At 42.1% G+C, this 20,311-nt stretch carries 19 protein-coding genes; 14 read left to right on the top strand and 5 right to left on the bottom strand.

Annotation, left to right across the window (positions count from 1 at the left end; all coding sequences use genetic code 11):
• Positions 1-407 precede the first annotated feature (407 nt).
• Positions 408-776, top strand: a complete 369-nt coding sequence (locus tag AAEY93_RS01100) for a hypothetical protein (protein ID WP_124013912.1) — start codon at positions 408-410, stop codon at positions 774-776.
• 101 nt (positions 777-877) lie between these two features.
• On the opposite strand, the gene AAEY93_RS01095 is transcribed toward AAEY93_RS01100, so the two are convergent.
• Complete coding sequence (locus tag AAEY93_RS01095; protein WP_372491477.1) at positions 878-1,366, bottom strand: outer membrane lipoprotein; 489 nt, start codon at positions 1,364-1,366, stop codon at positions 878-880.
• A 51-nt stretch (positions 1,367-1,417) separates the two neighbouring features.
• Here AAEY93_RS01095 and aat point away from each other — a divergent pair, with 51 nt between their 5' ends.
• The 3 genes from aat (at position 1,418) to infA (ending at position 3,132) form a co-directional block, all read left to right on the top strand.
• Positions 1,418-2,125: a leucyl/phenylalanyl-tRNA--protein transferase gene (gene aat, locus AAEY93_RS01090; RefSeq protein WP_124013911.1), complete on the top strand. Its 708-nt coding sequence runs from the start codon at positions 1,418-1,420 to the stop codon at positions 2,123-2,125.
• Positions 2,115-2,834 carry an arginyltransferase gene (locus AAEY93_RS01085; RefSeq protein WP_124013910.1) on the top strand — a complete coding sequence of 240 codons (720 nt, stop codon included), beginning with the start codon at positions 2,115-2,117 and terminating at the stop codon, positions 2,832-2,834. Before aat ends, AAEY93_RS01085 begins: the two co-directional genes overlap by 11 nt.
• Before the next feature lie 79 nt (positions 2,835-2,913).
• Positions 2,914-3,132: a translation initiation factor IF-1 gene (infA, locus tag AAEY93_RS01080; protein ID WP_011496276.1), complete on the top strand. Its 219-nt coding sequence runs from the start codon at positions 2,914-2,916 to the stop codon at positions 3,130-3,132.
• 384 nt (positions 3,133-3,516) lie between these two features.
• On the opposite strand, the gene clpA is transcribed toward infA, so the two are convergent.
• Together clpA and clpS are read right to left on the bottom strand one after the other, a co-directional pair.
• Entirely contained in the window at positions 3,517-5,775 is a 2,259-nt protein-coding gene (gene clpA / locus AAEY93_RS01075) for an ATP-dependent Clp protease ATP-binding subunit ClpA (protein WP_124013909.1), read from the bottom strand.
• A 42-nt stretch (positions 5,776-5,817) separates the two neighbouring features.
• Positions 5,818-6,126, bottom strand: coding sequence for an ATP-dependent Clp protease adapter ClpS (gene clpS, locus AAEY93_RS01070; RefSeq protein WP_124013908.1), 309 nt, complete (start codon positions 6,124-6,126; stop codon positions 5,818-5,820).
• A gap of 196 nt (positions 6,127-6,322) precedes the next feature.
• Here clpS and cspD point away from each other — a divergent pair, with 196 nt between their 5' ends.
• The gene (gene cspD / locus AAEY93_RS01065) at positions 6,323-6,529 is read left to right on the top strand and encodes a cold shock domain-containing protein CspD (RefSeq protein WP_101030973.1); all 207 of its coding nucleotides are present in this window, start codon (positions 6,323-6,325) and stop codon (positions 6,527-6,529) included.
• A gap of 226 nt (positions 6,530-6,755) precedes the next feature.
• Here cspD and AAEY93_RS01060 read toward each other — a convergent pair whose 3' ends face one another.
• Positions 6,756-8,981, bottom strand: coding sequence for an NADP-dependent isocitrate dehydrogenase (locus tag AAEY93_RS01060; protein WP_124013907.1), 2,226 nt, complete (start codon positions 8,979-8,981; stop codon positions 6,756-6,758).
• Positions 8,982-9,363: 382 nt separating this feature from the next.
• On the opposite strand from AAEY93_RS01060, the gene AAEY93_RS01055 reads away from it, so the two are divergent.
• The 6 genes from AAEY93_RS01055 to AAEY93_RS01030 all read left to right on the top strand — a co-directional run bounded on the left by AAEY93_RS01055 (position 9,364) and on the right by AAEY93_RS01030 (position 15,527).
• Positions 9,364-10,092 (top strand): pseudouridine synthase, encoded by a 729-nt coding sequence (locus tag AAEY93_RS01055; protein ID WP_351074484.1) that lies wholly within the window; start codon positions 9,364-9,366, stop codon positions 10,090-10,092.
• 34 nt (positions 10,093-10,126) lie between these two features.
• Positions 10,127-10,600, top strand: coding sequence for an NUDIX hydrolase (locus AAEY93_RS01050; RefSeq protein ID WP_124013905.1), 474 nt, complete (start codon positions 10,127-10,129; stop codon positions 10,598-10,600).
• Positions 10,601-11,127: 527 nt separating this feature from the next.
• The gene (mnmA, locus tag AAEY93_RS01045; protein WP_124013904.1) at positions 11,128-12,246 is read left to right on the top strand and encodes a tRNA 2-thiouridine(34) synthase MnmA; all 1,119 of its coding nucleotides are present in this window, start codon (positions 11,128-11,130) and stop codon (positions 12,244-12,246) included.
• Positions 12,247-12,249: 3 nt separating this feature from the next.
• Positions 12,250-12,882, top strand: a complete 633-nt coding sequence (gene hflD, locus AAEY93_RS01040; RefSeq protein ID WP_267898624.1) for a high frequency lysogenization protein HflD — start codon at positions 12,250-12,252, stop codon at positions 12,880-12,882.
• A 39-nt stretch (positions 12,883-12,921) separates the two neighbouring features.
• A complete protein-coding gene (gene purB / locus AAEY93_RS01035; RefSeq protein ID WP_124013903.1) occupies positions 12,922-14,292 on the top strand; it encodes an adenylosuccinate lyase in 1,371 nt (456 codons plus the stop codon).
• A gap of 92 nt (positions 14,293-14,384) precedes the next feature.
• On the top strand, positions 14,385-15,527 hold the full coding sequence (locus AAEY93_RS01030) for a ribosomal protein uL16 3-hydroxylase (protein WP_351074504.1): 1,143 nt from the start codon (positions 14,385-14,387) through the stop codon (positions 15,525-15,527).
• 117 nt (positions 15,528-15,644) lie between these two features.
• On the opposite strand, the gene AAEY93_RS01025 is transcribed toward AAEY93_RS01030, so the two are convergent.
• On the bottom strand, positions 15,645-16,085 hold the full coding sequence (locus AAEY93_RS01025; RefSeq protein ID WP_124013902.1) for a DUF4826 family protein: 441 nt from the start codon (positions 16,083-16,085) through the stop codon (positions 15,645-15,647).
• A 296-nt stretch (positions 16,086-16,381) separates the two neighbouring features.
• On the opposite strand from AAEY93_RS01025, the gene AAEY93_RS01020 reads away from it, so the two are divergent.
• From AAEY93_RS01020 to olsF, 3 genes are all read left to right on the top strand, one after another.
• Complete coding sequence (locus AAEY93_RS01020) at positions 16,382-17,413, top strand: Glu/Leu/Phe/Val dehydrogenase dimerization domain-containing protein (RefSeq protein ID WP_101030955.1); 1,032 nt, start codon at positions 16,382-16,384, stop codon at positions 17,411-17,413.
• A gap of 233 nt (positions 17,414-17,646) precedes the next feature.
• On the top strand, positions 17,647-18,549 hold the full coding sequence (locus AAEY93_RS01015) for a UDP-2,3-diacylglucosamine diphosphatase (protein ID WP_351074479.1): 903 nt from the start codon (positions 17,647-17,649) through the stop codon (positions 18,547-18,549).
• 13 nt (positions 18,550-18,562) lie between these two features.
• The gene (gene olsF, locus AAEY93_RS01010) at positions 18,563-20,302 is read left to right on the top strand and encodes a bifunctional ornithine lipid synthase OlsF (protein WP_124013900.1); all 1,740 of its coding nucleotides are present in this window, start codon (positions 18,563-18,565) and stop codon (positions 20,300-20,302) included.
• Positions 20,303-20,311 lie beyond the last annotated feature (9 nt).

Genomic DNA, 20,311 nt, shown 5'->3' with positions numbered 1-20,311 from the left:
ATAAAACCCCTAAAAATTTAACTAACCTCAGCCAGTAGACAATATAAGGTTATTGATAATGATATTGACCATACGGACTCACACGATATTCATTCATATAATACTGAATGGCGATACCACCAGTTTACCCGAATATGGTCGAACTCGCGAAGCTTATGCAACCTAAAAACGGTTTAAAATACAGATATTTTAGGATCTAAATCAATGAGAAACACAAGCCTCTGAGACAGGTAATATTCGTATAGCCTAAAGTTATTTATTTCAATAACGTCCCAATAAACTGTCGATAAAAACGACTTTTTGACTGATAATTCGACAATTTTGGCATGGATTGGACTTTTGATAACTTAACACTTTAAAATTAGTTACAACCTTAATTTAACGTGATAACAAGTAGGTTATTAACTATGACAACATTGACTAAAGAAGAGGTCATCAGCCAATTACAAACGGCACTTGAAAATCAATCTGGCAAACCCGTTTCAATTGAGCAAGCGGGCAGTTGGTATAAAATCGACGGCGCAAAATCAGTGCGTTTTAGCGAACTCGACGCTATGCATGCTAATTTAACGGCATCTTCAGTAAAAAAAGTACCACTGACAACCACGTGCGGATTAGTCGCTGAACCTAGGCGAAAAGAATCGGCAAAAACTGCAGCGAAAAAAACACCGACTAAAAAGGTTCAATCAACCTCAGGTGGATTAACCCCTAAGCAGTTGTGGCGTCAAAAACTCGAAAATACAATCGGTAAGCAAACATTGCCTCAAGGTTTTTAATAAAACGTGGCAATAACAGATAATACTGTATTGCAAAACAGGTATTGACGACTGCGGGTAAAATAACAGAAGCCTAGGCTCCTGTTATTTTACTCGCATTATCACATTGCAAGGTCGACTCTGACATAACCGGTTAAGTAAACCACCCTAACCTCATCTCCGGCAGCAAAACTCATTCCAGGATCCGCATCTTGGATCACCATAACTTGGCTGCCATCTTCTTGCTTTATCATTAGTTCAACTAATTTAGTTTCAAAATAATATTGTTGGTTACCATGCTGACTTCCGATCCCCCCACCGATCAATGCCCCCAAGACAGTGGCAACATCTTGACCGGAACCACCACCAAATTGATGGCCAATAACACCACCGATTAAGGCTCCACCAAAGGTTTTCCAACCACTGTGACTGTCTTCAACCAGCTGTTTTTCACTCACCTGCTTTACCGATTCAATTTGTCCATACAGTACTTTCTCAACGGGGACCGCTTGATTTCGCTCATAAGCAGCTTGGCTTTGGCCAAAAAAAAGGCAAATTGTCAGCAATACTGCAAAAATACTCTTCATACTCACAGTTATGATTTTAAACATGGCTAATTTCCGCTAAGTTAACGATACGATATTACAAATAATATACTCAATTTGAACTCACTGTGTTATTTAAATCAATCCATCGAGTTTCCTTCGCCGGAACAAGCCCTCATTAATCCTAATGGCTTATTAGCCATTGGAGGAGACTTGCAGCCCACCCGCTTAATACAAGCCTATTATCAAGGTATTTTTCCTTGGTTTAATGCCAATGACCCGATTTTATGGTGGTCGCCCGACCCTAGAGCTGTGTTCACGCCGACTCAACCTTTTGGCAGTAAAAGCTTGATTAAGTTTCTTAAAAAATCAACGTGGCGCTATACCATTAATCATGCATTTTTGGACGTAGTCGCGGGATGTGCACAGCCTCGCGATAGCCAAAGTGGCACGTGGATATCGGCAGAAATTCAAATGGCCTATTATGAACTTCATCTTCAAGGGCGCGCTCACTCTATTGAAGTGTGGGATGGCGAACACCTTGTCGGTGGTCTGTATGGTATTCCGGTAGGAGGTGTTTTTTGCGGTGAATCGATGTTCCATCGCCAAACTAATGCATCAAAAGCTGCGTTTGCTATACTGAATCAACACTTGGTGAAAAATAATTTCCAGTTAATTGATGCCCAAATAATAAACCCACATTTGCTCAGCCTTGGCGCTAACGCCCTACCAAGACGCAAATTTTTGTCGATACTTCATCAATATCGAGATCAAGCCATTTCAGCGTCAATATGGCACAAACAAGAGGTGTTAATTGAATTCTAAATCGGTCAGCGTCGGCATAAGCCAACCTTTTGATTGCAACTATATTGAAGGCAATAAAGAACAATTGTTGGTCATCCAGGAACCACAAGTTGACGCAGCATTATTTGAACAACTTCTGGCTATGGGGTTTCGTCGTAATGGAAATGCCATTTATAAACCACGTTGCCCAAACTGCCAAGCCTGTCAGTCTATTCGATTGAATGTGAACGATTTTGTGTTATCAAAACGTCAGAAACGCACGTTAAAGAACAACCGAGATTTACATTGGAAAGTCAGCCATACATCACGGCCTGAACATTATATTTTGTACCAGCGTTACATTAATGAACGGCACAGCGATGGACCCATGTTCCCGGCATCACAAAGCCAATATGATGATTTTTTATTATCTGATTGGTTGCCGCCAATGTATATCGAAGTATTTGATCATGAGAAGTTAATTGCAGTCGCGGTCACCGATGATATGGCACAGAGTTATTCGGCGATTTACAGTTACTTCGACCCGGACTATGCTGAACGATCCTTGGGTTCACTGATGATTTTAATTCAATGCCAATTGGCAAAGTCATTGGGTAAGCGATTTTTGTATTTGGGCTATCAAATTGATCAAAATAGGAAAATGAGTTATAAACGCCAATACCGTCCATATCAAATTTTAACAGCACTTGGTTGGCAAGTTGGCGAAAATCTTACACCTCTTTCTCGTTAACGCCCTTTACAGTTCAGGGTTTTTGGGGCATGATACGCCCGATTTTTTCATATTTGAAGGCTAATGGGATAACTAATTAATGGCGAAAGAAGACAACATTGAAATGCAGGGCACTATCCTTGAGACCTTGCCAAATACAATGTTCCGCGTAGAGCTTGAAAATGGACATGTGGTGATAGCCCACATCTCTGGCAAAATGCGCAAAAACTACATCCGTATTTTAACCGGTGACAAAGTCACGGTTCAGTTGACTCCTTATGACTTATCAAAAGGTCGTATCGTCTTCCGCGCACGTTAATCGCTAGCCTCAACAATGTAAAAACCGACTGCCTGTCGGTTTTTTTGTTGTTATACCAAACTGCATAAGTAAAGTGTACTCAGCGCAAAGCAACACGCATCAAACAAAACGAATGTTCAACGTAATGGGTATCCCTTTATCAGAGCATTCAACCAAGCATAGCGATGGTTGTAATCCGTTTTGCAGAAGCACCTCATACGCTCCACTGCTATGTTGTATTGATTTAAAAAGGGAATACCCATTTTGCCATCAATACCCATTGAATTGAACAGTGAGTAACGCTCTGAGTTGATGACTTATTTATCAAGAAACGGTATTAGGCGCAATTAACACACATAAAAAAGATGACCCATGGGTCATCTTTTTCAATTGTATCGTTAATGACTACGACACTTTTTCTAACGACTCACAATTGATATTGATCTCACCGTCTTTCACGTCAATGTGCGCAACACCGCCCCTTTCAAGCACGCCAAATAGAATTTCATCGGCTAGTGGGCGTTTAATCAATTCGGTCACCACACGCGACATAGGACGCGCGCCCATCGATTTGTCGTATCCCTTCTCCGCAAGCAAGGTTCGAGCCTCGTCACTGACATCCAAGGTGACATGTTTATCATCAAGTTGTGCCTGTAACTCAACTAAGAACTTATCAACCACTTTGGCGATTACTGTCATATCCAAATGATTAAACCATACGATTGAATCTAATCGATTACGAAACTCAGGTGAAAAGATTTTATTGATTTCAGCTAAGGCATCTTGAGTATGATCTTGCTGTCTAAAGCCAATCGATTTACGAATAGTTTCTTGCACGCCAGCATTGGTTGTCATCACTAACGTCACATTTCTGAAATCAGCTTTACGACCGTTATTGTCAGTTAACGTACCGTGATCCATCACTTGTAATAGCAAGTTGAATACATCAGGGTGCGCCTTTTCAATCTCGTCAAGTAGCACCACACAATGTGGGTTTTTAATCACAGCATCGGTTAACATGCCACCTTGATCGTAACCAACATAACCTGGAGGAGCACCGATTAAACGCGACACAGTGTGGCGTTCCATATACTCAGACATATCAAACCGAATGAGTTTAAGATTGAGACAATTAGCCAATTGGTTGGTGACTTCGGTTTTACCTACCCCTGTCGGGCCGGCAAACATAAAGCTACCCACTGGCTTTTTCTCTGAGCCTAAACCACTGCGCGACAAGCGAATAGCGGAACTGAGGCTCTCAATAGCCTTGTCCTGCCCAAATACCACCATCTTAAGGTTGCGTTCTAGGTTACGCAGCATATCTTTGTCAGTCGACGATACCGACTTCTCAGGAATACGCGCCAACTTGGCAATGATAGCCTCTATTTCAGCTTGACCAATGGTCTTCTTACGTTTGCTTTGCGGCATCATCACCATACGCGCACCCGCTTCGTCAATCACATCAATCGCTTTGTCGGGTAAATGACGGTCATTAATGTGCTTTGCCGATAAGATAGCTGCACTGCTGATGGCCGCTTGGGTATAGCGTACACCATGGTATTGTTCGTACTTAGATTTAAGCCCCATCAATATTTTGGTGGTTTCAGCGACAGAAGGCTCATTGATATCAATTTTTTGGAAGCGACGTGCTAAAGCACGGTCTTTTTCAAAAATGCTTTGATATTCTTGGAACGTCGTTGACCCCATGCAACGTAACTTACCACTTGATAACAATGGTTTGAGTAAGTTAGACGCATCCATCACACCACCAGAAGCGGCGCCAGCACCAATAATGGTATGAATTTCGTCAATAAATAAAATAGCATGCTCATCCGCAGCTAATTCTTTTAATAAGCTTTTAAAGCGCTTTTCAAAATCACCACGGTATTTAGTGCCCGCTAATAATGCGCCCAAATCTAACGAATACACGGTCGCATTGGCCATCACTTCAGGCACTTGTTTGTTGACGATGCGATAAGCCAAACCTTCTGCTATAGCCGTTTTACCCACGCCAGCTTCACCCACGAGTAAGGGGTTGTTTTTGCGACGACGACAGAGTGTCTGAATCGCACGTTCAATTTCAGCATCACGACCAATTAATGGATCGATAGTACCGTCTTGCGCTAATTGGTTTAAATTAGCCGCAAATTGCGCCAACATGCTACGGTCTTCGGCATTTTCAGATTGATCATCAATGCGTTCTTGATCTTGTGGTTCGCCAGAATCGTCTTCTTTTCCCATGCCATGAGAAATAAAATTAACCACATCTAAGCGGGTAATCTCACAACGACGCAGTAAATAAACCGCTTGGGATTCTTGCTCACTAAAAATAGCAACCAGCACATTGGCGCCAGAAACTTCATTACGACCAGATGATTGCACATGGAAAACCGCACGTTGCAGAACACGTTGAAATCCTAAGGTAGGCTGTGTTTCACGCTCTTCAGTTGATTCGGCAATAATCGGTGTGGTTTGTTGAATGAAATTAGCCACTTCTTCTCGTAAACGATTAACATCCGCCCCACAAGCAACTAATGCTTCATAAGCAGAGGGATTATCAATCAGCGCTAATAATAAATGTTCTACTGTCATGTATTCATGACGTGAATCTCTAGCTTGCTGAAACGCTAGGTTCAAGGTGACTTCCAGGTCTTTGTTCAGCATAAGCACCCCCTAAATTTAACCACAGACTGTGAGAAATCGATATTATGCTTTCTCTAACGTACACAGTAACGGATGTTGGTTTTCTCTTGCAAACTGATTTACTTGAAAAACTTTTGTTTCTGCAATTCCAAATGGAAACACACCACACAATCCTTTGCCTTGGTTATGGATTGCTAACATAATATCAACAGCTTGCTGTTCATTTTTCTCAAAGAAACGTTGTAATACTTCTACCACAAAATCCATCGGGGTGTAATCATCATTGTTTAGCACCACGTTATACATATGGGGTGGTTGTAGCTTAGATTCAACCTTTTCTTCAATATGTTCTACACTGCCTATTTTAGCCATTGTTTAATACTAGCCTCTCGTTTGGTTCCCGACCACTTGATATTATTAAATTAATTAAATGTTGCCTTTTTGTTAATTACTGCTTGACATCTTTTCGTACAAATTTCATTCTATTTGTTAGGCGGCGAATAATAGACCGCTGGATAATAAGTTTTACTATCTTACTGGTAAGTAGACAATAGAAGGAAGTGGAAGTATGGCAAACGGAACTGTAAAATGGTTCAACAACGCCAAAGGATTCGGGTTTATTTGCCCTGATCAGGGTGGCGAAGATGTATTTGCGCACTATTCAACTATCGAAATGGAAGGTTATCGTACCTTAAAAGCAGGTCAACCTGTATGCTTCGAAGTTGAAGCTGGTCCCAAAGGAATGCATGCTTCAGCCATCTCGCCAACAAAATAATTGGTGAGACTATAAGACAAAAAGACAAAAAGACAGGGATTTTAATCCCTGTCTTTTTTTATTGACTTAAATAACCTCAATGAACAAAAATAAATAATTATTTAACCGTTTGTTAGCCAGCGTTGAGGTTTTTAGTCTCAATTTAGTCAAGATGACAACTTCAGTTGACGCTATCGCTGTTGATGTCATCACCACGCAATCACCTCGAAGGCGTTACCCGCAGACATTAGCCCTTAAAAAATTGGTTTAATGTGGCACTTGGGCGCATCGCTTGTTCAGCTTTCGCAGCATCTAAACGGTAATAACCGCCTAAATCTACGGCAGGACCTTGTGAACCATTCAACTCCGCAAGGATAACCGTTTCATTTGCAGCCAATGATTTAGCCAATGGTACAAAATACGCAGCCAGCGCTGAATCCTCTGTTTGCTCAGTTAATGCTTGTGCCCAATACATCGCTAGGTAGAAGTGGCTACCGCGATTATCAAGTTCACCTACACGACGAGAGGGTGATTTATTGGTGTCAAGGAACTTACCAATAGCCACGTCTAACGTGTCTGCTAGCACTTGTGCTTTAGGGTTGTTGGTCGTTTGACTTAAGTGCTCTAAAGAAGCCGCTAATGCCAAGAACTCACCTAATGAATCCCAACGTAAATGACCTTCTTTTTCCACTTGTTGTACGTGCTTAGGCGCAGAACCACCCGCACCTGTTTCAAATAAACCACCGCCACTCATTAACGGCACAATAGACAACATTTTCGCACTCGTGCCCAATTCAAGAATTGGGAACAAATCGGTTAAGTAATCACGTAATACATTACCCGTTACCGAAATAGTGTCTTCACCTTTGATGATCCGCTCTAAGGTGAAACGTGTTGCATCTTCTGGTGACATCACCTGAATATCTAAACCAGCAGTTTCTTGCTCTGATAAATATTGAGTCACTTTTTTAATTAACTCAGCATCGTGAGCACGATGACTGTCTAACCAAAATACCGCTGGTGTATTGCTTAAACGTGCACGCTTAACGGCCAGTTTAACCCAGTCGCGAATAGGCGCATCTTTCACTTGGCACATACGGTAAATGTCGCCAGCTTCAACGTTATGGCTCATTAATACATCGCCTGCTTGGTTAATCACATTAACCGTACCGGGCGCAATAATTTCAAAGGTTTTGTCGTGGCTACCGTATTCTTCTGCTTTTTGAGCCATTAAGCCCACGTTAGGCACACTGCCCATTGTGGTTGGGTCAAATGCACCGTGCTTTTTGCAGAACGCAATCGTTTCTTGGTAAACACCCGCGTAGCTACGATCTGGGATCATCGCTTTGGTGTCTTGTAACTGGCCATCTGGGCCCCACATTTTCCCTGACGAACGGATTGCGGCTGGCATTGATGCATCAATAATGATGTCACTTGGTACGTGTAAGTTAGTGATGCCTTTATCTGAATCAACCATAGCAAGTGCTGGACGAGCAGCATAAACAGCGGCAATGTCAGCTTCAATTTCACTACGTTTAGCTTCTGGTAAGGTACTTATTTTGGCATACACATCACCAAAGCCGTTATTTACATCAACACCGAGTTCAGCAAATAACGCGCCGTGCTTATCGAAGACGTCTTTAAAGAACACTTTCACGGCAAGACCAAATAATATTGGGTCAGACACTTTCATCATGGTGGCTTTAAGGTGCAAAGATAATAAAACATCTTCTGATTTTGCCGCTTCGATTTCACGAGCATAAAAATCGACTAACGCTTTTTTGCTCATCACTGAAGAATCAATAACTTCGTCAGCCAATAGCGCTAAACCACTCTTAAGCACAACATCTTTACCGTCTTGTTGGGTCAACACGATATTGACTTTATCTGCTGCTGCTAAGGTTACAGACTGTTCGCTTCCGTAGAAGTCACCTTCGTTCATATGAGCAACGTGAGACTTAGACGCGCTCGACCATTTGCCCATTGAATGGGGGTTTTTCTTGGCGTAGTTTTTCACTGACGTCGGTGCACGACGATCTGAGTTACCTTCACGTAATACCGGGTTTACGGCACTGCCTTTAATTTTGTCATAGCGGGATTGAGCTTCAACTTCAGCGTCATTTTTAGGCTCATCAGGGTAGTTAGGAATGTCATAGCCTTTTGCTTGAAGTTCAACAATACAGGCTTTTAACTGCGGAACTGAGGCACTGATGTTAGGTAATTTAATAATGTTGGCTTCTGGCTGGTTAGCCAATTCGCCTAATTCTGTTAGCGCATCAGCAATTTTTTGCTCTGGGGTTAATTTTTCAGGGAAGTGAGCAATAACACGAGCTGACAAAGAAATATCACGGGTTTCAACTTTTACGCCTGCTGCATTAGTGAAGGTACGGATAATAGGCAAGAAAGACAGCGTAGCCAGTGCCGGCGCTTCGTCGGTTTCTGTGTATATAATCGTTGGAGTGTTATCTTTCATTTTATTTCCTACATTATTGTAAATTATCAATTTATTAGAATAAATTGTGTAAGCATTTAATGGATTTTCGTTGACAACACACGCGCAAGTAAACCTTGACTTGCAACCTTGGCGCATCTTTTTAGTCTGCCAAGTATGTGAAATCGCCGATCCCATTTATTATTATATTTTGTTCTCAAACCGCTGAGCTTTGGCAGGTAAACCAGATGCCCCAGAATGATAAATTAGCTATAGATCACACTTTTTAGGCGGACATCATAGATCATTCTTAATCATTTTCAAATTCCACTAAGGACGAATACGCAGTAAACTATCATAAATTGATTTATATTCGCTCACTTATCACTCACTCTTATAACCTAGGGATGTTAACCATACCTTTATGTCAAAAATCGGTAAATTCAGTCCATTCAAAAAAACAGCTACAAACAGCGTTAACGCGTCAACTAAATCAGTCAATGTTGTGCCCAGAAGTGCGGCCAGTAATGCAGCCAATAATGCAGCCAATAATGCAGCCAATCGCAACAGGATAAAATCGCGGCTGCCACAAAAACCTCGGACTGAAAATCCCGTCATAGTGCTATTTAATAAACCTTTTAATGTGTTGTGCCAATTTACCGATGAAGCGGGCCGCCAAACACTAAAAGACTTTATTCCGGTTCCCGATGTATATGCAGCAGGACGTTTAGACCGTGATAGTGAAGGTTTACTATTGCTTACCAATGATGGACAGCTGCAAGCAAAGTTGACTCAGCCGACTCAAAAAACCTTTAAAACCTATTGGGTTCAAGTTGAAGGGCAACCGTCAGATGAGGCGTTAAATGCACTTTGCCAAGGCGTGAAGTTGAAAGACGGAATGACTTTGCCTGCAAAAGTCCACGTAATGGGCTCGCCTGATATTTGGCCTAGAAACCCGCCAGTGAGAGAGCGAAAAGCCATTCCTACCACTTGGCTTGAAGTACAAATTTGCGAAGGTCGAAATCGCCAAGTTAGGCGTATGACAGCCCATGTCGGTCATCCAACCTTAAGACTAATCCGTTATAAAATAGGTCAATGGTGTCTAGATGATTTACCTAATGGCGAATACAAAGTGATGAGCACCGCTAAATAACCACAAGTTGAGCATCTTAGGATCAGAGGGAATTATGACCGAACGTTATAAACCGAATACCACTGTAGCTTGCGTTATTTATAGCCAAGGCAAATTTTTATTAGTGGAAGAATGCATTGATGGTGCGGTTAAATTTAACCAACCAGCTGGACATCTAGAGGCGAATGAATCGATTATCAATGGGTGCGCCCGTGAAATTGTTGAAGAAACCGGTCTTGAGTTAACACCACAAGCCTTAGTGGGCATTTATCAATTTAGAGCATCTGCAAACTTAGCGTTCGTTCGTTATACCTTTTGTATTGAACTGACCAAGCAACAACACGCTAAACCTCGCGATAATGCCATTACAGATACTCACTGGCTCAGTCTTGCTGAAATCATCGCCCTTGGTAGCCAACTTCGCAGCCCATTAGTGGTAAAAAGTATTGAAGATTTCTTACAACAAGCTGATAAAAACCTTTTACCACAGCACACCCCTTTATCACTGTTCAATGTCGATTATTTTTAGAGCCTTGTCTTGGGCTATTTGCATACGCCTCAAGATAGCCCATTCAGCGAATGCGTGATAGAATATGCGCCGCACAAATGTCATGTTTATTAGGACTCGAGGATCTTTAAAGGTGAATTTTGCAGCTGTTTCGGCTATTTATACTAGGCAGAGCTTATGACATGTCGTTGTTGTTCATAAATAAGCGTTAACCTAGTAGAAAGAAGCCCAAAATGCTACTCATAGGGATCGGCTAAACAGGTGCACTTATTGGTAAGCGAAGGTCTTTGTTGTAAGATATTAGTTTACGTAGACAGTTTGCTTTAAGACTTGCAGCGCATTCTTATTTAAACAGAAAACCGTTTAGATCGAATAGATTTTGACCATAAAATTCAGCCGGCACTTGACGGTCAACTAATTAATCTCGTCGAAATGTGCATGCAACAACATTCAGGCTCACAACGAACAAAAATCTAGCTCAATCGCCTTGAAACATTGGCATTGCGGCACAATATACATATTATCTATCTTCAAGGTTTTTAGGATTTATGACATCACTTAGCCCTACTTCAAATGGTAAAAAAGTCATTGTCGGCATGTCCGGCGGTGTGGACTCTTCAGTATCAGCTTACTTGTTAATGCAGCAAGGCTATCAAGTTGAAGGTCTGTTTATGAAGAACTGGGAAGAAGACGATACCGATGAATATTGCGCGGCTGCTGATGATTTAAAAGATGCACAATCAGTTTGCGACAAGCTAGGCATTAAAATGCATACCGTCAATTTTGCTGCCGAATACTGGGATAACGTATTCGAATATTTTTTAGCAGAATACAAAGCCGGCCGCACCCCCAACCCCGATATCATGTGCAATAAAGAAATTAAATTTAAAGCCTTTCTTGAATTTGCGGACGATATTTTAGATGCCGATTATATCGCCATGGGCCATTATGTCCGCCGACGTGATAATAGCGATGGCAGCGTAGAAATGCTTCGCGGAGTTGATGGTAATAAAGATCAGAGCTACTTTTTATACACGTTAAGCCACGAACAAGTTGCCCGCAGCTTGTTCCCTGTCGGTGAACTTGAAAAACATCAAGTGCGTGAAATAGCCCAAAAACTGGGATTAATTACCCACGACAAAAAAGACAGCACCGGTATTTGCTTTATCGGTGAACGTAAATTCACCGACTTCTTAGCGACCTATTTACCGGCTCAACCGGGCGATATCGAAAACGCTGAAGGTGAAGTGATTGGGACACATCAAGGATTGATGTACCACACGCTTGGACAACGTAAAGGTTTGGGTATTGGTGGTCTGAAAAATAGTAATGAAGATCCATGGTATGTGGTTGAAAAAGATTTATTACGCAATGTGCTAATTGTCGCACAAGGGGGCAATCACCCTCGTTTAATGTCAAGCGGCATGACAGTCAATCAATTGCATTGGGTTGATCGCAAAGGACCTGAAAATAACTGTCACATAACGGTAAAAACCCGTTATCGTCAACGAGATGTAGCTTGCACACTCGTCTATAATGACTCAGACAATATTACCGTTATGTTTGATGAACCGGTTGCCGCAGTGACCCCTGGGCAATCAGCAGTATTTTTTGATGGTGACATCTGTTTAGGTGGCGGCATAATCGATACCTTAATCCGAGGATAAGCCGTGAGCCAAACTCCAGACAACATCTTGTTTGAACGCACCATGGCCTTCGCTGGTATTTTACAGGCGATTGGCCAGGTCCAGTATTTAGCTCGTCACGGTGAAAGCGATAAAGACGCCCTAGCTGCTACGCTTAATACTATTTTAGTGACAGAGCCAGAATCAACGGCTGATGTTTATCAAGATAAAGCCATTTTAGATAACGGTTATCAACTGATCCAAAATCAACTCGGTGATGGCGGTAACAAAGATGTTGAAACCACTCGTTACTTAGTCGGCGTGTTAGCCCTTGAACGCAAGCTAGCCCATTCACCTAATGGTTTAGGCATGCTAGCGGAACGCATCAATCAAGTGCATCGCCAATTAACCCATTTTGCGATTACTGATGAACAAGTTATTGCCAATTTGGCCAGTATTTACAGCGACATCATCAGTGAATTAGGGCCTAAATTACAAATATCGGGTAATCCCGATTGCTTAAAGCAATCTCTGGTACAACAAAAAATTCGCGCGTTACTGCTTGCAGCCATGCGCAGCGCAGTATTATGGCGCCAATTAGGTGGCAAACGCCGCCATTTAGTGTTTGCCCGTAAATCCATATTTGATACAGCAAAACAAAGCCAAAATAACAATTAATCGAATCACCCTACAACAAAGTTCATCAAGGAGCTTAAAATGGATCTTTCCGCACTAACTGCTATCTCTCCGGTAGACGGTCGTTATGGTAGTAAAACCGCCTCATTACGAGGGATTTTCAGCGAGTTCGGTCTTACTAAGTACCGTGTTCAAGTTGAAATCAACTGGTTAAAGCTATTGTCTAGCTGCCCAGAGATTGAAGAAGTTCCCCCTTTTAGCGAAACCGCATTAGCCTTGTTAGACAGCATCAAGGACAACTTTAGCGAACAAGACGCTCTGCGTGTTAAAGCAATTGAAAGCACCACCAATCACGACGTGAAGGCGGTTGAGTACTTTATTAAAGAACAAATTGCCAACAATGCCGAGTTAGTCGCCATTGATGAATTTGTTCATTTCGCCTGTACCTCCGAAGACATCAACAACTTATCTCATGGCTTAATGTTAAAAGAAGCGCGCGAACAAGTGTTAGTGCCGCAATGCCAGCAGATTATTGATGCCATCAAAAAATTAGCTCATGACAATAAAAGCGTGCCGTTAATGTCTCGCACCCATGGGCAACCTGCATCACCATCGACTCTCGGTAAAGAGATGGCTAACGTTGCAGTGCGTTTAGATCGTCAACTAAACCAAATCAACGCTGTTGAGATTATGGGTAAAATTAACGGTGCCGTGGGTAACTATAACGCACATATTTCTGCTTACCCTGAAGTCAACTGGCACGAACTTTCACAACGTTTTGTGACCAGTCTTGGCATTAACTGGAACGCGTATACCACCCAAATTGAGCCACATGATTACATCGCAGAATTATTCGATGCTATTGCTCGTTTTAACACTATTTTAATCGATTTTGATCGTGATATTTGGGGTTATGTTGCATTAGGCCACTTTAAGCAACGCACTATTGCTGGCGAAATTGGTTCATCAACTATGCCGCACAAAGTCAATCCAATTGATTTTGAAAACTCTGAAGGTAACCTAGGTATCGCTAACGCGCTGATGCAACATTTATCCGCCAAATTACCGGTATCAAGATGGCAACGTGACTTAACGGACTCAACCGTATTACGTAATCTAGGCGTGGGTATGGCGCACTCGTTAATTGCTTATCAAGCGACCTTAAAAGGCATTAGTAAGTTAGAAGTGAATCAAGCACAGCTTTTAGCTGAATTAGATAAAAACTGGGAAGTATTGGCTGAGCCGGTGCAAACCGTTATGCGTCGTTACGGCATTGAAAAGCCGTATGAGAAGTTAAAAGAACTGACTCGTGGTAAGCGTATTGATGCTGCACAACTTGCCGTGTTTATTGATGGCCTTGAGCTACCTGAACAAGTCAAAACCGACCTAAAAAAAATGACCCCTGCAAACTACATTGGCCGCGCAGAAGCCTTTGTTGATGAGCTAAAATAGTTTTATAAGCTTATGCATATCATTAGCGGTCGCATATGTGACCGCTTTTTTATTGCATTAACCACTGACAAATATCTCGACTGAGGTCAATGATGTACACATTAAATATTGATACCCAAGCCTTTATTAAGCAGCATTGGCAACAAAAACCGCTGGTGATCAAACAGGCTTTTATCAACTTTGAAGATCCTATTGCAGCAGATGAACTTGCAGGTCTTGCCTGTGAAGAAGAAATATCTTCACGAGTGGTGATCACCAAAGGCAATGACTGGGATGTGGTCCAAGGTCCATTTGAAGACTATGACCAATTTGGTGAAGACAACTGGCAGCTATTAGTTCAAGCCGTAAACCATTGGTATCCAGACTCACAACCTTTAGTCGAAGCCTTTCGATTTTTACCCGACTGGCGCTTTGATGACTTAATGGCATCATTTGCCACTCCCGGTGGTGGGGTTGGACCGCATATCGATAACTACGATGTATTTATCATTCAAGGTGATGGCGAACGTCGCTGGAAAGTGGGTGATAAAGGCCAGCACAAGCGTCGCGGCGATAATCCTAACTCGCCTTTGGTTGACGATTTCGAACCCATTATCGATGTGATATTGCAAAAAGGCGATGTATTATACATTCCACCAGGATATCCACATTGCGGCGAAACCTTATCGCTAGCCTTATCATACTCAATCGGTTTTAGAGCCCCGAGTCAGCAAGAACTGTTAACCGAATTAGCCGATACCTTGATTGATAGCAACCAAGGTCAGAAGCGTTTCACCTCTTCAGATGAACCGGCACAACCGGGTCTTATCAGCCAGACACACCAACAAGGGATCATGGATTTGTTGGCGCAATTGGCACAAGATCCCGCCAGCTACCAAACCATGTTAGGTAAATTACTCAGTCAAAGTCGTTTCGAGCTTGATGTTTGTGAAGGTGAAGAGCCATTAACCGCAGCGGATTTATTAGAAGCTGTTGAGCAAGGCGCAATCATTCAACGTATCGGCGGCCTGAAAGTATTACAATTAGAGCAGGACAGCGAACCACGTTTATTTATCAATGGCGACGTTTACGTCTTTGATGATGCTAGCAATGAAATGCTGCAACTCTTGGCTAACAAGGTGAGGCTTACGCCACAAGAGGCTAATTTATTCACCGCCAATGCAGCAGCTCTTGACGTTCTGACCGGATTACTTAATCAAGGGTTATTCTACTTAGCCGAAGACGAAAGCGAATAATGAGTAGCATATAAGCCACTGATCTTATGATGGCAAGCAAGATGGATCATCATGCTTAGCTGGAGATAACAAAAAAGGCACTAATAGTGCCTTTTTTATCTCTGTTGCTTCAGTTTATTAAGCCCACAGTTTTTCATCTTGGTTCATTTTATATAAACTTTCTGCTCGCGAGATAAGCAATTGCGCAAACTTCAGTTGAGTTGGGTCTTTTGTTACGCCCGATTTATGCAAGTTTTCTGCTTTGAGCTGCCACATCATCGAAAAATGTCTAATCGCATCACGAGCCGTTTCCGCCACTTTCACATCAACATAATCGGATGGCAAATCACCTGACATAACCCAAAAAGTTTGTTTTTTAGGTTGTTTCGATTCCATCTTCCAAATGGCTAAATAGGGCGCAAGATAACGGCTTTCATCAGTAAGCACTTTGTTTGGGATCACGCCCTTTTCAGCCAAAAACCGATTCGCCTTTTGGAATTGAGTGCGCACCCACTCTTGTCTTTGAGCTTCTGGATCTGGCGTTGGCTGTGCCACCTTTTCTGCAACTTCTTCAGTCATAATACTTCCTATCTTATTGTTATAATGCAGATTAGAACGAAAACTCACCTGCTCGTTAATCACAAAACAATCTTAATATAGCTTCAAAACAATCACGTAACACAAATTACCTTACGTTTACGTAAGGTGGCAAGCTAAATTGCCACACTAATCACAAAAATAACTCAATCAAGCTTTGTTCAGAGTATCCCTAAATGCTATCGTGCTGCAATAAATATAACAAGCAGTCGTTGGCGCCTTATGTCATCAAGTAACATAAGGGGCGAAAAACTCATTTTTTCAAGCGGAGATGTCACGTGGCAGTTTTTAATCATGTTTCGTTCGATGAACACGAACAAGTGGTCTTTTGTCATGATAAGCAAAGTGGTCTGAAAGGCATTATTGCCATCCATAATACTAACCTAGGTCCTGCCGTGGGTGGTTGTCGTATGTGGAACTATCAATCGGATGATGAAGCCTTAACCGATGTACTACGCTTATCTCGTGGAATGACCTATAAAAATGCATTAGCGGGTCTTGCCATGGGCGGCGGTAAAGCGGTGATCATCGCCGATCCCAAAACAACCGACCGTGAAGCGTTATTTCTTGCATTCGGACGCTTTGTGAACAGTTTAGGTGGTAAATATTATTCTGCTGAAGACGTTGGCGTTTCCACAGCGGATATTATGATAGCCAGCCGTGAAACTGAATTCGTAGCCGGTCTTGAAGGCAAATCAGGTGATCCTTCACCGCAGACGGCATTAGGCACTTATCTGGGCATAAAAGCCGCCGTAAAACATCAACGTGGTATTGATAGCCTAAAAGGGATTAAAGTCTCAGTGCAAGGCGTCGGTCATGTCGGCTATTACTTGTGTAAACACTTACATGATGCCGGCGCTGAGCTGGTGGTCACCGATATTCATCAAGCCTCATTAGACCGAGTCGCCGATGAATTTGGCGCAACTCTTGTTGCTCCGCAAGATATCTACACCCAAGATGTTGATGTGTATGCGCCATGTGCATTAGGTGCCACCCTTAATGACACCACCTTACCACTATTAAAAGCCACCATCGTTGCCGGTTGTGCCAATAACCAATTAGCAGAAGTGCGCCACGGCGAAAAACTCAAACAAATGGGTATTTTGTACGCCCCAGATTACGTGATTAATGCTGGCGGCATTATCAATGTGTCATTTGAGAAACACTATGACGTAGCCGCCTCTACTGCCAAGGTTGAGCAGATTTACAATACCCTACTGACTATTTTTGAACGTGCTGATAGCGAGAACCGCACTACGGGTTCTGTTGCCGATGAAATGGCTAAAGCTATTATTGATGCCGCGAGATAGTTAATCAGCTTTATATTAGGGCTTTTTAATGCCTTAACATGACTTTATAGACATGAATTTATAAACAAAGCTAAAAGGAAATGCCTATGCATTTCCTTTTTTATTGTCTGCCCATTACATTTTTACTTAATGACTGATTCATCAAGTTGCAACAAATCGTTCACCTTAGCGTCAACTAACTGCCCTACCCTAAATCAACACTGACGCAATCTGTGTATTAGGGTGAATGACCGATGATCTCGCACAGCAAAAAAAAACATCAGCACCGCCAACCTTTAGCTCACTTAACTCAGCAGGGGAAAATCCAGCAGTTTCATGCTCTGTGGATATCGGATGTCCATTTAGGCAGCATTGATTGTAAAGCTGAGTTTTTATTATATTTTTTAAACCATAGTCAAAGTAACTACTTGTATTTAGTTGGCGATATTGTCGATATTTGGGCATTAAAAAAACGCTTCTATTGGCCCAATAGCCACAATAACGTCATCAAGAAAATCCTCGAGCTGGCCAGTAACGGCACACAAGTGATCTATATCCCTGGTAATCATGATGAGGCTTTTAAAGCTTATGCAAACAGTCACTTTAGGGGCATTACCCTCGCCAAACAGCATATTCATGAGTCGATTAGCGGCAAACGCTTTTTAATGCTTCATGGCGATCAATTTGACTCACAAGTCTGTGTCAGCAGAGCCTATGCCAAACTAGGTGACCATTTATATGATGTGTTGCTTTGGCTTAATCGCCAATTACATAGGGTAAGAAGTCGCCTAGGGTATTCCTATTGGTCATTAGCCAGCTACATCAAACTCCGCGTCAACAAAGCCCAGCAAGCCGTTAATCAGTACCGTGATGCGGTATTACGCTATTGCGCCAAACAACAGGTCGACATGGTTATCTGTGGTCATATCCACCAGCCAGAGTTATCACAACATACGATTAATGACAGCATCATCACTTACGCTAATGATGGTGATTGGGTTGAAAATTGTACTCTCATTGCAGAAACAGAAATCGGTGATGTGCAGTTACTCAAGTGGGATCAACAAACGTTACAAGCTACAGCAGTAAACACGATTGATTTTTGCAGTTCAGAGGCTAAATCAATCATCACGCCCCAAACACAGCACGTTGCATAAATAAGGCTTAAATATGATATTTACTGTCGATAATGTGGTAGAAAAAAACCTGCCAAATGTGCATAACAAGCCGTGGTTAGCCGTGCCGACTAAAGCCATGTTACGTTACTTGCTTCATGAAAAGCAGTGTAATGACATAGCTAACGAACACGCGCATTTATCCGGTGTCGATTTTGTTGAGCAAATTTTAGCGTGCTTAAATTTCAGTTACAGCGTTCCCAATAACGAAGTTGAAAATATTCCGATTGAAGGTCGAGTGGTGATTTACGCTAACCACCCTATTGGGTCACTTGATGCATTAGCATTGATTAAATTAATTAGCCAAGTTCGTCCGGATATTAAGGTGGTCGCCAACGAGCTGTTAATGGCTATTAAACCGTTACATTCCATTTTATTGCCAGTACGTAACATGACTGGCGGTACACCTAAACAACATTTAAATGAAATCCATCATCATCTTAAAAATGAAGGCGCGATATTGATTTTCCCATCGGGTGAAGTGTCACGTTTACGCCCAACAGGGGTTACTGACTTACATTGGCACAGCGGCTTTTTAAAAATGGCTCGCGCCTGTAATGCCCCCCTTTTACCGATGTTCGTTGACGCAAAAAACTCTGCTACGTTTTATGGCGCCTCAATGATTTACAAGCCATTGGCAACGCTATTACTGATTAAAGAAATGTTCAAACAAATGGATCATGTGATGCCGGTGCGAATTGGCCAACTGATCGCTAAAGAAGTGGTCAGCACTCAAGATTTTCCGCTTAAAACCAAAGTGAATTTGCTTAAAAATCATTTATACCGCATAGGTAAAAATCGCAGTCCATTATTTATCACCCAAAATGCCATTGCCCATCCAGAAAAACGCTGTGAATTACAACAAGCTTTACAACAATGCGAACTATTAGGCAAAACCCAAGACAACAAACAAATCTATTTGTATAAGCATACTCAAAGCAGTGCAGTTATGCGTGAGATTGGTCGGCTTCGTGAGATCGCATTCAGAGCCGTTGGCGAAGGTACCGGTAAACGTCGTGATACCGACAAGTATGATAATCACTATTTTCACATAGTGTTATGGGATAAAGACCAATTAGAGATTGTCGGGGCATACCGTTTTGCCAGTGCCAAAATACTCCATGAAACCATTGGTAAAAATGCCCTGTATAGCCAATCACTATTTGAATACCACGATGCGTTTGCACCCTATTTTGACCAAGGACTCGAACTTGGACGCAGTTTTGTCCAGCCTAAATATTGGGGCCGCCGTAGCTTAGAATATTTGTGGCAAGGTATTGGTGCGTTTTTAATTAAAAATCCGCAGTATCGTTACCTCTTTGGCCCTGTATCCCTAAGCGATAGCTTGCCGGTACCGGCCAAAGAGATGCTGGTATTTTTTTACCAACATCATTTCGCCACTAAACACGTTTTAGCGACTTCATTTAATTCATATCAATTCACCACCGAACGTCAGCATCAATTACACCAGCTATTTAATGGCGATGACTATGCTGAGAATTTTAAAATACTCAAACGGACGCTATCGAATATGGGTGTATCAGTACCGACGTTATTTAAGCAATATGGCGAGCTATGTAACAACCACGGCGTGCAATTTCTCGACTTTGGTATTGATGCTGAATTTGGTGACTGTATCGATGGTTTAGTCTTAGTCGATATTCATCAATTAAAGCCGATTAAATATCAAAAATACTTAGCGGGGCATTTACCCGAAAACAAAATTGCATCTTGACCAAATACA

Origin of the sequence: Shewanella sp. CAL98-MNA-CIBAN-0140 (assembly GCF_040309905.1) — a bacterium.
In the GTDB taxonomy this organism is placed as follows: Bacteria; Pseudomonadota; Gammaproteobacteria; order Enterobacterales; family Shewanellaceae; genus Shewanella; species Shewanella psychromarinicola.
This window is presented reverse-complemented; position numbering and strand designations above follow the sequence as displayed.